Below are 14,935 nucleotides of genomic sequence, written 5' to 3' on the forward strand. Positions count from 1 at the left end.
AATGGAACTATCTGTAGTTGCTGATCAATATGACATTGAAGGTGTAGAAACAGTTGATTACAAAGATGTAAAGTGGAAATCAAGTGGATTACAAAATTAAATTTTTAAAGAATATTACTGAAAAAGATCTTCCAGTTTTACTTGCAATCTGGTGTCTGATCATAAAGGAACCAGTTTGCATGACACCATCTGCAAGTTTCAATATCTGTACGGCTGTGGAATTTTTCAAAGCGTTTTTTCTATTGAAGATAAAAGTATCTTTTATATATGATATATAGCAAAATATTAGGGTGCTTATGGTTCCAAATATAGCAATTTTAAGTGGTGGATTTTCTTGCGAAAGAGAAATATCGCTTATGAGCGGAAAAGCAGTAAAGAAGGTGCTTGATAGCCTTTCATATAATGCAATAGAAATAGATGTTGATAGCAACATTGCTGAAAAGCTTAGAAAAATTAATCCGGGCCTTGCTTTTATTGCTCTACATGGACCTTATGGTGAAGATGGCTGTATTCAAGGTTTATTGGAAATCTTAGGTATAAAATATACACACTCCGGAGTTATGGCTTCGGCTGTTGCTATGAATAAAGTGATGTCAAAGCATATATTCCGATCCCTGAGTATCGACACTCCAGAAGGTGATGTAATTAGTCGAGAAGATCTGCTAAAAAATAATATTAAAATTGATTATCCGTACGTCTTAAAACCGATTAACGAAGGCTCAAGCATTGGAGTACACATGATTTTCTCGCATGAGGATTACTTAGAACTGAAAAATAACAGTTCTACTATAATGGAAAAGATGATCATAGAAGAATACATACCGGGTATAGAGTTACATACTGCTGTGTTGCTGAATGAAGCAATTGGCACTATGGAAATACGACCAAAAAATAAATTCTATGATTATGAAGCAAAGTATACAGATGGATTTGCAGAACATATATTTCCTGCTGAAATTCCTGACAATATATATAAAATGACCTTGGAACACGCACTAAAAGTTCATCAATTTTTAGGATGCAAAACTGTTTCCCGCTCAGACTTCCGTTATAATCCCCAAAATAACACTTTAAAAATGCTTGAGATTAATACACATCCTGGCTTTACTGAATTATCGTTAGTACCAGAAATTGCAAAATTGACAAGAGGAATTGATTTTAATGAATTAATTAAAATTATTGTCAAAGACAGTTTACACCACAAGAATATTAGAGATCAAGCCGATGTTGAACAATGTTACTAGAAGCCAAAGGAGTTTTTTGCGCAAGTGTGCTTTCATGATTATAACTGCACTTTTCCTTACACTAGTACTTTATAGTTCACTTGATAAAATAACAAATCGATTCAATTACTACTTTACTTGGTGTAACGATCGCTTATCGAGCTTATTAATTAGCAATGGATTTTCAATCGACAAAGTAACCGTTACTGGAAACAAATTTACAAATGAACAGGACATTCTAAGTTTAGTAGATAGAACACAACCTATCATGTATGTATCACTCTCAAAACTAACAGATAATATACAATCTGTAAGCGAATGGATAAAACATGTAAGAATTTATAGGATTTTACCCAACACCTTACTCATTGATGTAAATGAACACAAACCTTTTGCTCTTTGGAAAGATGATAACAGAACTTCAGTAATTGACTCTGAAGGTAAAGTAATCGTAGATGATTACCAGATAGATAACCTCGTTATAATCAAAGGACAAAATTCGTTATCAAGCCTAAAATTCATTAAATATATACTAGAGAGGAAAACTCAATTAAGTGATCATATTTCTTCTTGTGTTTATGTAGGAAATAGAAGATGGAATATCATACTCGATGACAGTGCCACAGTAAAATTGCCTGAAGATAATCCTTATAGCGCATGGGATTATTTAAGCCACTTGCAAAATACAACCGACTTTACTTTTAGCAATTGGAGTATAATTGATATGCGTGTTGCTGATAAGATCCTTGTGAAAAAGTGATCTGCTCGGTGCTCCTTTTCATGTCATGCAAGTAGCCTTTTCTCTTTCATCCGAGTAGCTTAAAACTGGAATCCAGATTGCAAGTAATTAATTAGGTTGGGTGAGTATGGGTTTTGCATTATAGAAGGAAGCATTAACCATTACTAAACAAAAAGCCTTGATCTGGAGTAGAATGTTTTAAAACAGAAACATCACAAAGATCTCTCTTAGAATGAGAATTTTCTTTAGCACGTTTTAGTTTTTTAAATATTTCAGTTTCTGTGTCTATATTTTTCTTAGCATAAGCATATAAAAGATCTAATAACTTTCCACCAGCTTTAATAGCAATTTCAATAGTCGTATTTTCATCATTACCATCTAGAGAGTAGTTTAAGCTTGCTTTGAAACCATGTTTGTTTTTTGACTCCAATAATTCTTCTATCTTTTTGAGTAATTTATCTGACTTACCCTTATCCTTTTCATTTGATACTTCTTTTATCTTTTGAAATAAATTGTAATCCTGTCGAAATTTTTGAGAAAATTTTTCTTTGCCTTCTTTATTTTCCTTGTTAATAGATGCAGCTTTTATACAACCAATATTAATATTTGGATCAGCAAACAGAAGATTAGCCACTTCGAAATGTCTACACTCTAGTGCTAATAACAAAGGAGTACTACCTGCCTTGTCCTTAGCATTAACATTAGCTTCACGCTTTAGAAGAAGTTTAACTGTACTATCTTTACCATTCATTACTGCCGTATGTAAAGGAGTAAAATTAAAATTGTTCCTAGAAGGGAACGTTCAAAAAAGTGTGTCAAACCGAGAAGTAAAGTAATAAATTGATATAAAAAATGGAGGTTTGATATGAGTCAAGCAAATAGAACTAATGGGTTGGTAGATTATAAAGAATTAGAAACAAATATCCTGTCATCTATACGAGAAGGAAAACCATTGACAGGAAAAGATGGAGCATTAACACCGTTTATAAAAAGGTTGCTAGAGGCAAGTCTGGAAGGTGAAATAGAAAACCACATGTCAGCTAAAAGTGAAGAAAATAACCGAAGAAATGGGAGAAACGCAAAAACTTTACGCACGAGTGGAGGCTCATTTGAGCTGCTAACACCAAGAGATAGGGAGGGAAGTTTTGAACCACAAATAGTTAGAAAAAGGCAAACAAGCCTACATCCAGAACTTGAAGCAAAGGTATTAAGTACATACGCCAGTGGCATGGGATACAGAGACATAGCTTCACACGTTGAGGAAATATATGACCACAAAATATCAGCAGCAGAGATATCCAGTATTACTGATAAACTGCTACCAATAATCAATGAATGGCGCAGCCGTCCACTGCAATCAGTATATCCAATAGTGTTCATGGATGGCATGTTTTTTAAGGTTAAGGAGGATGGACATTGTGTAAGCAAGTGTATGTATAACATATTAGGCATAGATCAAAATGGCAGAAAAGAAGTATTAGGTTTTTATTTGGCTGAAAGTGAGGGAGCTAATTTCTGGTTGGGAGTGCTAAATGACCTCAAAGAAAGAGGAGTAGAAGATATTCTAATTGCCTGCATTGATGGGCTAAAAAGCTTTTCTACAGCTATAAATAGTATATTTCCTAAAGCAGAAGTACAACTATGTATAGTGCATCAGATAAGGAATTCACTGAAATATGTATCTAGCAAAGATGTAAAAGTTTTCATGAATGATTTGAAAAAAATATATCGTGCTTCAAGTAAAGAAATTGCCGAAAATTATTTGCTTGAACTGGAGGAAAAATGGGGCGAAAAGTATCCATTAGTCATAAAATCTTGGCAGAATAATTGGGAAAATTTGTCCAGTTATTTTAAGTATTCAGGTCCTGTTAGGAGGCTAATTTATACCACTAATCCTATTGACGCTAACTATGGATTAGCGAACAAAAAAAGAATTGGAAATGGAAGGTTTTTTACGTTGTAAAGAGTATGAAATGAGTGTAGAAAAAATATGAACCAGAAAGTTAAAAGGAGATCGGTGGCGAGTGTGCTCAATTTCTAATCTATTTTTTAGGTAACCAAAAACTGTTTCAATAATAGATCTTTTCCTTAAAAAAATCTTCTCATTTAGAGAGATTAATGCGTTTTTCATCCCTTTTTTTATCTTGGTAACAAGCTTTAAATTTCTATCAAGTAATTGTAGAAATAGACCTTTTTGGATATAACCTTTATCTCCAAATAATAAACCCGTTAGTTTTTTAGTCAGATCTAAAACTGGCTTTCTATCGTCAATGTTACCTCTGGTTAGCGTAACACCTTGAATTTCGCCTATTTCATTGATTACTACATGTAATTTAAAACCAAAAAACCAGCCATAAGTGCTTTTGCTTAATTTTGCAATTCCAGTAAAAACTTTATTTTTAGATATTCTTTTTGCATGACAGACCGTGATAGGAGTTGAATCAATGTAGGAAATACCTGTATTTTTTGCCTGCTCACATAACCACTGTAGCAACATTGCTAAATACCATAAAACTCGAGGTTTTAGCGCAATAAATCTATCATAAGAAGGTAGTCTGGAAAAGTCTGACTTATGCAGCAACTGTAAGTAACATATGTAAAATGATTTAAAGTTTTCATATCTAGATTGCTGATATAACAGAATTATTGTTATAATTTCGGAATGCGTTATTTCTGGCACTCTTGTAGGTTTTTTACCATTGGATAATAATCTACCTGCAAAATTTTTGTCTATTATTTTACAATAATCATCTACAAAACAGAATAATTCTGTTACATTCTTATTCACTGGGTAACCTCCTATTATCTCTAAAATACTGGAGTTTACCTTCTTTTCTTCTTCTCTTCTAATCCATAGTTAGCGTTATTGAGGGACTGCACAGACAGATTAGAAAATTTACTAAAACCAAAGGCTCATTTACTAATACAAATGCCTTGTATAAACAGGTATATTGTGCTATAAAAAAAGTAGAGCAAAAATGGGCTATGGCTTTACCTAATTGGGCTTTAACTATATCTCAACTTGATATCTTTTTTCCTGATAGATTAAAAATTGAGTTGAATTAAAAATACGGTTTGACACACTTTTTTGAACGTTCCCTCCTAGAATTAATATTATCTTTCTTAGAATCTAGAAAAAGTGTAACTATACTATCTTTATAATAGATTATTGCTAGATCTCAAGGAGTAAAACCTTCCTTATTATTAGCATCAACCTCAGCTCCATTCTTCAGAAGAAATTTAACTATATCATAGAGACCTCTTTTTACTGCCAAATGTAAAGGAGTATCATCTACTTTAGTCTTAGCATTAACATCAACATTTTTTTCTTCGATGAAGTATTTAACTATCTCTAAACGACCATTCTCAGCAGCTTTGTGTAAGGGAGTCCTACCTGAAGCATTTTTGGCATTAACATCAGCTCCATAATCCAGAAGAAGTTTAACTATATCTACGTAACCATTTCCTTCTGCTGTATGTAAAGAAGTCAAATTTTTCTGATTTACACCAGCTACAGCATGAACGTCAGCTCCATTACTCAGAAGAGATTTAACTACTTCATAATAACCATTTTCTACTGACCAATGTAAAAAAGTACGATTTACTTTATCTCTAGCATAAACATTAACTCCTTGTTCAATTAATCGTTCAGCCTTTTTCAAATTTTTATTTTTTAAAGCTAAAAATAATTCATTTGTATTTTTCTCTAATCTTTTTGATTCCTTTGCGTCATTTAAATCCTGTTTATACCTTTCATTCTGAGGCTTTTTGCTATTGTGTTTTCTATTAGTACTATCTTCTAAAGAAAGCTGTGGTTTTACCTCTTGAACTTGATGATATTTTTTAGCTTTCTTCTTTTTGTTTTTATTATGTCTACTTTCTTTACTCTGAGGTTTGCTAATATCATCTCCTTCATGTTCTGAGTTTTGTGAAGACTGAGAACTCATATCACTCTCTAACACTGAATTTGTATGCTTGTTCTTATCTAAGATCTGATCCTCTTCATGATACCTATTAGTTCTCAACGCATTCGTAACCTCTTCAGCATATTCTTTTTTTCCTTCGTTTTGCAATTTCCTTGCTATAAGTTCTGCTTGCTCTATGTTTCCTTTCTCTATTAACTCTAGTGCCTTATTTCTCCATTCTTCAGGACTCGATTTTTCTTGCTCAATATTTACATTACCTGCTTCTTCTGGTTCTATTATTTTCAATAAATTACTTTCATCATCTATAATGTAGACATTACTAACAGCACGAGTGACTCCAACATACAGAGCGTTCATATAAAATTTATATTTCTCCAAAGACTTATCATTCTTATCCTTCTTTCTTGAAGTGTTAACTTCCCTTTCGTTATATGAATCACGAATTTCATTAATAGTATTATCTATCTCCCTCTCACTTTTATTCGGACATGCTATATTCCATATTTCATTATAAGCTTTACAGGATGTAAACTTGTAAAGAACCACATTTTCAAACTCCAGGCCTTTGGCTTCATATATATTAAACACAAGTGGAGTATCAAACGATTTACGAGCATCTTCTTTGCTTTCATCATCCAGAACTAAAACAGCACAATTTACAGATTCATTTATTTTTTTTGCTATTTCTTCTTTTTTATCATCAATAATAAAGCCAACGTTCCCTTTGTTCTTAGTTTCACTCTTCATTAGAAAAGCATCGTCTACTGTTATTTTATCTTCTGAAGCAAAACAATAATTCTTAAGATGTAGTATACGGTTGGCAAGCTCAATGACTTGTTCGTATCCGTTCAGAGGTGTGGTTTAAGAAACAACAGCTAGCAGGTTTTGAAAAGGGTTTAATTCCTTTTGTTTCCAAGTCAGATACAACGAAATTATCCGCTCAAGAAATCTATTCCCTCGCTCTGACTGTGCAAAATATGAATTCTTACGATAGACAACATAATGCCGTATCTGTCGCTCAACATGGTTATTCGTTAATGGAATATTCTCTGGGTCATCCAAAAATGTCCACATCATTGACTCGGATTTTATAATACCCTTTACCGTTCGTGAAGCTCCTTTTGCTTCAAGTATATAAGATATTTTTATCATGCAGTACTGTATGTATCTTCGTAATTCTTTAGCTTGCTTAGTGAACTTTGAAATACTAATTTCATTTTCTGACAAAGCGTTTTTTAATACAAACAATCCATTAGCTGCGTCTTTTAAACAATGGCCAAGTCTCATTACTTCACTATTCCAACTATGAGATAACCTCTCGAAATTTCTCAATAAGTGAGCCCAACAAATTTGTCGTTTTTCATCACTGAAGTGGTTGTAAACTGCATATCTGTCAGTAATTACCAGGTTTTTGTAATCACAAAATGCACTATTCTTTAAAAATTTCATTCCTCTTGTATCTGCTAACTTCATAAGACTTGCTTTATTGTTGGCAAACATCCAGCACCATCCCAATTTGCCTTTGTTGTAGTGACTGGTTTCATCAATATGCAAAATTTCGCTTGCTTTTATTTCTTCCTCTATTTGTTCATAGGCTTCTTTACATTTTGACGAAACCCTTGCTTCACTATTGGACACACTACCAACACTTATACTCATGTTAAAGATGTCTTTCATAATATTCGCTATTTCTCGCTTTGAATTCTTATAAAACCCACTTAGTGATGCAACTACTGACTTAACTCTAGGACCAAAGGTATCCGGTGTAACTCCTTCTGGTAATTTGCTACTCCTTCTTTTTCCGCATTTACGACAGCGACCATGTTCTAATTGATACTCAACTACGTAAGGCTTAATTTCTGGTAAATCAACTTTTTGATAGACATATGGTTTTTCCGATATTGCGATTTCTTCACCACACTCGCATCTATTTGGTAACTCTACCTTCACCACCTCATCTGCTTCCATTTTAGCTCGGCAATTCCCCTTATGTCCAACTTGACCACCTATCTTCCTGCCGCCCTCTGACTTATCTTCTGGTGTGTCTTTTTTTATTTTGTACAGCTCTTTTGAACTTGGTAAAGATGAATTCCTTGAGTTTAAGCCGAGTCTCTCTCTTAGTTCAGCATTCTCTATTTCTAAGATTTTATTTTTTTCTTCAAGCTTTGCTACTTTCTGCTCTAAGTTTTTACATAACTCTACAATACTGATCAACAATTGAAGCATCTAGCCTTACTTTACTATCAACATTTTGTGTTATTACTACTTTAATATATTATGTCAATTGTTTTTTATTCTTGCCACACCTCTGAACGGATACTAAGACTTGCTTTATTGTTGGCAAACATCCAGCACCATCCCAATTTGCCTTTGTTGTAGTGACTGGTTTCATCAATATGCAAAATTTCGCTTGCTTTTATTTCTTCCTCTATTTGTTCATAGGCTTCTTTACATTTTGACGAAACCCTTGCTTCACTATTGGACACACTACCAACACTTATACTCATGTTAAAGATGTCTTTCATAATATTCGCTATTTCTCGCTTTGAATTCTTATAAAACCCACTTAGTGATGCAACTACTGACTTAACTCTAGGACCAAAGGTATCCGGTGTAACTCCTTCTGGTAATTTGCTACTCCTTCTTTTTCCGCATTTACGACAGCGACCATGTTCTAATTGATACTCAACTACGTAAGGCTTAATTTCTGGTAAATCAACTTTTTGATAGACATATGGTTTTTCCGATATTGCGATTTCTTCACCACACTCGCATCTATTTGGTAACTCTACCTTCACCACCTCATCTGCTTCCATTTTAGCTCGGCAATTCCCCTTATGTCCAACTTGACCACCTATCTTCCTGCCGCCCTCTGACTTATCTTCTGGTGTGTCTTTTTTTATTTTGTACAGCTCTTTTGAACTTGGTAAAGATGAATTCCTTGAGTTTAAGCCGAGTCTCTCTCTTAGTTCAGCATTCTCTATTTCTAAGATTTTATTTTTTTCTTCAATCTTTGCTACTTTCTGCTCTAAGTTTTTACATAACTCTACAATACTGATCAACAATTGAAGCATCTAGCCTTACTTTACTATCAACATTTTGTGTTATTACTACTTTAATATATTATGTCAATTGTTTTTTATCCTTGCCACACCTCTGAACGGATACAATAATTTAGGCGATCTTCTGAAATATGAAGTGTCCAACCTATATTCAAGAGACCAAATAACAGTAGCTAAAGGTCAAAATCTTAAGCTTGGTGCAGTAGTTGCCAAAAAGACGGAAGATGGTTTTATTAGAGTACTTAATCCTGCTGGAACAGATGGCACACAAACAGCAATAGGTGCAATAGTAAGTGATGTAAATGCGACAGAAAATGCCAAAGCAGTAATTATTACTCGTGGTGCAATACTAGCAGATCATGCAGTTGTGTGGCCAGCAAATATCACTGAAGAACAGAAAGCTGAAGCAATAAAGCAACTTGAAGCATGAGGGATCATTATCCGCAAGGGAGCTTAAAAAAACTATTAAAAATACAAAAGGGGGAAAAGAAAAAATGCAAAATCCATTTACAAATACAGCATTTAGCATGACGGCGCTAACAAATGCGATAAATATATTGCCGATAAATTATGGACGTGTTGAAAATTTAAACTTGTTTCCAAATAGGTCAGTAAGATTTAGACATATCACCATAGAAGAACATAATGGAGTTTTAAGCCTGTTGCCAACACAAGTTCCAGGAGCACCAGCAACAGTAGGAAAAAGAGGAAAAAGAGTATCCGTTCAGAGGTGTGGCAAGGATAAAAAACAATTGACATAATATATTAAAGTAGTAATAACACAAAATGTTGATAGTAAAGTAAGGCTAGATGCTTCAATTGTTGATCAGTATTGTAGAGTTATGTAAAAACTTAGAGCAGAAAGTAGCAAAGATTGAAGAAAAAAATAAAATCTTAGAAATAGAGAATGCTGAACTAAGAGAGAGACTCGGCTTAAACTCAAGGAATTCATCTTTACCAAGTTCAAAAGAGCTGTACAAAATAAAAAAAGACACACCAGAAGATAAGTCAGAGGGCGGCAGGAAGATAGGTGGTCAAGTTGGACATAAGGGGAATTGCCGAGCTAAAATGGAAGCAGATGAGGTGGTGAAGGTAGAGTTACCAAATAGATGCGAGTGTGGTGAAGAAATCGCAATATCGGAAAAACCATATGTCTATCAAAAAGTTGATTTACCAGAAATTAAGCCTTACGTAGTTGAGTATCAATTAGAACATGGTCGCTGTCGTAAATGCGGAAAAAGAAGGAGTAGCAAATTACCAGAAGGAGTTACACCGGATACCTTTGGTCCTAGAGTTAAGTCAGTAGTTGCATCACTAAGTGGGTTTTATAAGAATTCAAAGCGAGAAATAGCGAATATTATGAAAGACATCTTTAACATGAGTATAAGTGTTGGTAGTGTGTCCAATAGTGAAGCAAGGGTTTCGTCAAAATGTAAAGAAGCCTATGAACAAATAGAGGAAGAAATAAAAGCAAGCGAAATTTTGCATATTGATGAAACCAGTCACTACAACAAAGGCAAATTGGGATGGTGCTGGATGTTTGCCAACAATAAAGCAAGTCTTATGAAGTTAGCAGATACAAGAGGAATGAAATTTTTAAAGAATAGTGCATTTTGTGATTACAAAAACCTGGTAATTACTGACAGATATGCAGTTTACAACCACTTCAGTGATGAAAAACGACAAATTTGTTGGGCTCACTTATTGAGAAATTTCGAGAGGTTATCTCATAGTTGGAATAGTGAAGTAATGAGACTTGGCCATTGTTTAAAAGACGCAGCTAATGGATTGTTTGTATTAAAAAACGCTTTGTCAGAAAATGAAATTAGTATTTCAAAGTTCACTAAGCAAGCTAAAGAATTACGAAGATACATACAGTACTGCATGATAAAAATATCTTATATACTTGAAGCAAAAGGAGCTTCACGAACGGTAAAGGGTATTATAAAATCCGAGTCAATGATGTGGACATTTTTGGATGACCCAGAGAATATTCCATTAACGAATAACCATGTTGAGCGACAGATACGGCATTATGTTGTCTATCGTAAGAATTCATATTTTGCACAGTCAGAGCGAGGGAATAGATTTCTTGAGCGGATAATTTCGTTGTATCTGACTTGGAAACAAAAGGAATTAAACCCTTTTCAAAACCTGCTAGCTGTTGTTTCTTAAACCACACCTCTGAACGGATACAAATTATTTCCTTCAGTTATACTTATCATGTCTTTTTCTCTCCTTTTTTTATTTTTTACCGCCGTGTTTATAACTGCTATACACCGCGGTTATTACCTTATAATTAGCCATTATGGCGCATTTTGGACACTTATTTACCGCAGAGCACTATATATGGCGGTTATAAAATTTAAATGCACCGACTTTTCGCTACCTGTGTCATCAAATCTTCTCCTGAATTCTGTGATATTGCACTCAGTATCTCTGTCTTCTTCGTTCGCTCTGCTAGCAGTTCCATTAAAACTTCCCTGGCTTGCTCAACACTTACGCTTTGCTCAATAAATTCTCCTATCTTTTCTGGCATCTTTGATACATTACATAATCTTATTATCTCTAAAATTTCTCTACGACAGTTCTCGTAGCTTTCCTCAATAGTTGTCATACTAACACTCCTACTTTTATGATTGTTGATAAATTCAAAAAATGTTGTAACTCCATCTGCAAGACCTATCTCTACTGCTTTCCCGCCAAAATATAGACCTGCTTCTGTTGATCGAATCTTTTCCATTGAAAGACCTCTGTTTCTTGCTATTAGCTGCAAAAACATTTCATATAGTCTTCCTACTTCTTTTTGTAAGCTTTCTAAACTTTCAGACGTCATTGGCTCATGCGGGTTTAAATCATTCTTTCGACTACCAGCAAAGATTGTGGTGTACTTAATACCTTGCCTTTCATCAAACCTACTTTGATCTATGTGACTTGCTATTACTCCAATACTGCCCACACCAGAAGTTCTGCTCACAAATACCTTCTCAGCGCTAGAAGCTATAGCATATGCAGCAGAATATGCATCATCATTTGCTATCGCTATTATCCTCTTTTTTCCCCTTGCACTGTAAATAAAATCAGCAAGGTCAAACACTCCATTGACCTCTCCTCCAGGACTGTCTATATCCAACAGGATTGTTTCTATATCACTATCTTCTATTGCTTGTGTAATTTGTGCTTCTATTTGATTATAGGAAGTCATTCCAAAAATATCATCAAAAGTTTCTGACTTTTTTGTCAAGATTCCATGTATCGGTATTATTCCTCTTTCACTATTTCTTACTGCATGTTTTATCTTTTTAAAGATAGGCTGCTTTCCTGTTTGTAGTGACAGTAATTCAAAACTCCTTGGTTCTACCATTACACATCTGTTTAGCCATTGTTGTTTCATATCACCTCTTGATTGGCCGTAACGTCAGAATCAAAACTTAAGCCCAGTTCACTTGCACGTCTTTGATCTTCAGCAATTTCCTGCTCAATTTCTTCTACATCGTAACCCATTTCTGATACTACTTCCGATCGACTCTTAAATCCATTCCTTACTGCCATTTGCTGTGCTTGCTGGTCTTTCAGTGGATCCACCCAATCAAATCCCTGTGGTATCCATTTTACTTCTTCTTTCGCTGCTTTTACTACTTTTTCATCTATACTCAGTTCTCCACAAAGTACTGCTAACTCTAGCCATCTATTCCAAATAGGTCTACAAAACTGGAACACTATCACGTTATGCTGTAACATTGCACACCTTCTGCGAAACTCTATCAGCCCTGCTCGAATGGATGAATAATTAACACCTGTTAAATCTCCTGTTAGCTGCTCATATGTTATTCCTGTACCTATTGCTATTGCCCTCAGTTGCTGTCTCATGAATGCTTCATAACTTCCTCCAACATCTGATGGCTCTGAAAATTTTATGTCCTCTCCTGGGTCTAAAAGCTGCATTGTTCCAGGTTCCAGGCCAGATAGTGCTACTCCTTGCTCACTTGCTTCACCTTCTCCCATGATATTTGCTTCTGGATCAAGTCTCGTAATAAATCCCGCAAACATTGCTGCAGTCTTTTTTCGTACTAATTCTGCATCATCGTATTGATCAAGCTCATAAAGCTTTAGTAGTATACTCGAAAGCCAAGGCTCTCCTCTAATTTGCCCAGGTCTTAGTGGTCTATAAATATGTAAAACATCATTTGCTGGTACTCTTACTGATTCTCCAAATGAGCCTTCGCCCGGATGTTCTCTAAATAAGTAATATGCTTCTCTTTGCCCAAGCTTGTTAAACTCAATCCCGTTTCTTATTACATTACAATTTGCTAAAGTTTGATTTGTTTTATTGTCTAAATGTTCAGACTCAAGTACTTGCAGTTGTAGTGGTACAGAAAATCTATCTTCCAGCTTTCTCGTTCTTAAACGTACAAAACATTCTCCTCCCTCTATCATACTTCTGCATACTAGAGCTTGTAATCCATAAAAATCACTTACTCCGTTACTGTCTGCTTCATCTGTCCATTTTAGCCATAATTCTTGTACTTTCTTTCGAAATTCTCCATCTCTTGCTTTTGATTGCGGTTTTATTCCTGTTCCAATAGAGTTACTCACTATTGTATCAACGATATTTGCTGCATATGGATTTTTTCTCACCATATCACGTGATCTACTACGTAAAGTTTCAAGGTTTTGAGACAGCAAATTGTTTATACTTCCTAACTCTGGTTGAAAGTGAAAAAATCTTCTTCCTGAGCCTGCTGCATCCCACGCTGAGCTTTTTATCTTTGGTTTGTTAAATAATTGCTTGAAGGTTTTTAGCAGCATTTATAAAATTCCTTTACTCGTTGAAAAAACAATTTTCCTCTTTGGCTCCACTCCAGCAATCTTTAGCTCAGCTTTAATTCGTTGTCTTAAGCTTAGTAAATCATTTATATCTACTTCAGCATATCTTACAACATGGTCACCATATGCAATTGATACTACTCGCTCTCCGTTTTGTAGTTTCTTTATCGCTTCTTCGACTTGAATTAAATACTCTTCGCTGTACATCTTACTTCTCATTCAACCATTTGCTTTGTCTCACTTTTTTAGGTTTTTTGCTTTCTGGTTTTTCACTATTCCATTTACTCTCTGGCCAACGATCAATTCCAAGCGCAATAGATGCTGCTCTTGCGTAAATTCGGCAATCTAGTACTTCATTTCTTTCTCTTACCTTTTGCCACTCTTGTTTGGTATATCCTTTCACTACTTTACTGACTAATTGCTCTGCCGTTAGCTGCTTAAAATATTCAGGTGCATACTCAGGAAAATGACAATATCCTGCTGGCACTTTCTCTTTTTCCCCGCTTTTTAAAATATTAAGTAGCTGAAAAAGCTCTGATTTTAATATCGATACTCCTACTGGCCAGAGCTTTATTCCTCTCTTTAGCTTTTGACCACCAACTGTTATATCTACTCTACTTGGGCTGCTAAGTGGTACTATAGTATTTTCTAAAATGGATGATAAAGTTCCATTATGGTATTACCAACCAAAAGCTGTAAGTCTGTATATTTATACATGAGAGGTCTGAGGCGGCTTTTGATGGTATGCCAACAGTATTCTATAGGATTCAAATCTGGTGAATATGTTGGAAGATACAGCAAATGACAGCCAAAAGACTCTATTAATGATTTTGTTTTAGTGGTCTTATGAAATGTAGCATTATCCATAACTATAGTTGTGCCAAGTGGCAATTTAGGTAATAACATCTTCTCCAACCATGTATTGAATACCTCTTTGTCACACCCACCTTTGAAAGTCATTGGTGCAATAAATCTCTTTCCAATCCACCCGGCTACTATACTGATTCTCTCTCGAGTTCTCCCTGGAATATCTGCATAAATTTTCTTTCCTCTTGGAGCGCGTCCATATTCTCGGTATAACTTATTATCAACTCCTGCTTCATCTATATATAAGATGCTGGAATGGTCTATTTTTGAGATTTTATCAATAAATTGCTC

General features: G+C 34.8%; 11 protein-coding genes and 6 pseudogenes. 7 read left to right on the forward strand and 10 right to left on the reverse strand.

Annotated features, from left to right (window positions below):
- The first annotated feature begins 290 nt into the window (after positions 1-290).
- Together OM962_RS06430 and OM962_RS06435 are read left to right on the forward strand one after the other, a co-directional pair.
- Positions 291-1,244 carry a D-alanine--D-alanine ligase gene (locus OM962_RS06430; protein ID WP_264331200.1) on the forward strand — a complete coding sequence of 318 codons (954 nt, stop codon included), beginning with the start codon at positions 291-293 and terminating at the stop codon, positions 1,242-1,244.
- On the forward strand, positions 1,225-1,983 hold the full coding sequence (locus OM962_RS06435; protein ID WP_211908130.1) for a cell division protein FtsQ/DivIB: 759 nt from the start codon (positions 1,225-1,227) through the stop codon (positions 1,981-1,983). The genes OM962_RS06430 and OM962_RS06435 overlap by 20 nt, the downstream gene beginning before the upstream one ends.
- A gap of 133 nt (positions 1,984-2,116) precedes the next feature.
- On the opposite strand, the pseudogene OM962_RS06440 reads toward OM962_RS06435, so the two are convergent.
- Positions 2,117-2,740: pseudogene (locus tag OM962_RS06440) on the reverse strand (ankyrin repeat domain-containing protein); the annotation flags it as partial.
- Positions 2,741-2,827: 87 nt separating this feature from the next.
- Here OM962_RS06440 and OM962_RS06445 point away from each other — a divergent pair.
- A pseudogene (locus OM962_RS06445) lies at positions 2,828-3,922 on the forward strand (IS256 family transposase); the annotation flags it as partial.
- Here the strand turns inward: OM962_RS06445 and OM962_RS06450 are convergent.
- Entirely contained in the window at positions 3,878-4,750 is an 873-nt protein-coding gene (locus tag OM962_RS06450) for an IS982 family transposase (RefSeq protein ID WP_264330502.1), read from the reverse strand. The pseudogene OM962_RS06445 and the gene OM962_RS06450 overlap by 45 nt on opposite strands.
- 77 nt (positions 4,751-4,827) lie before the next feature.
- Here OM962_RS06450 and OM962_RS06455 point away from each other — a divergent pair.
- Positions 4,828-5,028, forward strand: a pseudogene (locus OM962_RS06455) (IS256 family transposase); the annotation flags it as partial.
- A 113-nt stretch (positions 5,029-5,141) separates the two neighbouring features.
- On the opposite strand, the gene OM962_RS06460 reads toward OM962_RS06455, so the two are convergent.
- From OM962_RS06460 to OM962_RS06470, 3 genes and pseudogenes are all read right to left on the reverse strand, one after another.
- Positions 5,142-6,635 (reverse strand): ankyrin repeat domain-containing protein, encoded by a 1,494-nt coding sequence (locus OM962_RS06460; protein WP_264331201.1) that lies wholly within the window; start codon positions 6,633-6,635, stop codon positions 5,142-5,144.
- Between the two features lie 114 nt (positions 6,636-6,749).
- A complete protein-coding gene (gene tnpC, locus OM962_RS06465; RefSeq protein ID WP_264330462.1) occupies positions 6,750-8,102 on the reverse strand; it encodes an IS66 family transposase in 1,353 nt (450 codons plus the stop codon).
- Between the two features lie 110 nt (positions 8,103-8,212).
- Positions 8,213-8,962: pseudogene (locus OM962_RS06470) on the reverse strand (IS66 family transposase); the annotation flags it as partial.
- A gap of 67 nt (positions 8,963-9,029) precedes the next feature.
- On the opposite strand from OM962_RS06470, the gene OM962_RS06475 reads away from it, so the two are divergent.
- From OM962_RS06475 to tnpC (OM962_RS06485), 3 genes and pseudogenes are all read left to right on the forward strand, one after another.
- Positions 9,030-9,380, forward strand: a complete 351-nt coding sequence (locus OM962_RS06475; RefSeq protein ID WP_264331330.1) for a head decoration protein — start codon at positions 9,030-9,032, stop codon at positions 9,378-9,380.
- 64 nt (positions 9,381-9,444) lie between these two features.
- A pseudogene (locus OM962_RS06480) lies at positions 9,445-9,666 on the forward strand (major capsid protein); the annotation flags it as partial.
- A 106-nt stretch (positions 9,667-9,772) separates the two neighbouring features.
- On the forward strand, positions 9,773-11,125 hold the full coding sequence (gene tnpC, locus OM962_RS06485) for an IS66 family transposase (RefSeq protein WP_264330459.1): 1,353 nt from the start codon (positions 9,773-9,775) through the stop codon (positions 11,123-11,125).
- A 190-nt stretch (positions 11,126-11,315) separates the two neighbouring features.
- Here the strand turns inward: tnpC (OM962_RS06485) and OM962_RS06490 are convergent, their stop codons facing one another.
- The 5 genes and pseudogenes from OM962_RS06490 to OM962_RS06510 form a co-directional block, all read right to left on the reverse strand.
- Positions 11,316-12,344, reverse strand: coding sequence for a S49 family peptidase (locus OM962_RS06490; protein ID WP_264331202.1), 1,029 nt, complete (start codon positions 12,342-12,344; stop codon positions 11,316-11,318).
- Entirely contained in the window at positions 12,341-13,759 is a 1,419-nt protein-coding gene (locus OM962_RS06495) for a phage portal protein (protein WP_264331203.1), read from the reverse strand. Before OM962_RS06495 ends, OM962_RS06490 begins: the two co-directional genes overlap by 4 nt.
- Positions 13,760-13,984, reverse strand: coding sequence for a gpW family protein (locus OM962_RS06500; RefSeq protein WP_264331204.1), 225 nt, complete (start codon positions 13,982-13,984; stop codon positions 13,760-13,762).
- A 1-nt stretch (position 13,985) separates the two neighbouring features.
- Positions 13,986-14,417 (reverse strand): annotated as a pseudogene (locus OM962_RS06505) (terminase gpA endonuclease subunit); the annotation flags it as partial.
- 8 nt (positions 14,418-14,425) lie between these two features.
- A complete protein-coding gene (locus OM962_RS06510; protein ID WP_319606738.1) occupies positions 14,426-14,926 on the reverse strand; it encodes an IS630 family transposase in 501 nt (166 codons plus the stop codon).
- Positions 14,927-14,935 lie beyond the last annotated feature (9 nt).

The sequence above is a fragment of the Wolbachia endosymbiont (group B) of Erebia ligea genome (genome assembly GCF_947179575.1).
In the GTDB taxonomy this organism is placed as follows: Bacteria; Pseudomonadota; Alphaproteobacteria; order Rickettsiales; family Anaplasmataceae; genus Wolbachia; species Wolbachia pipientis_C.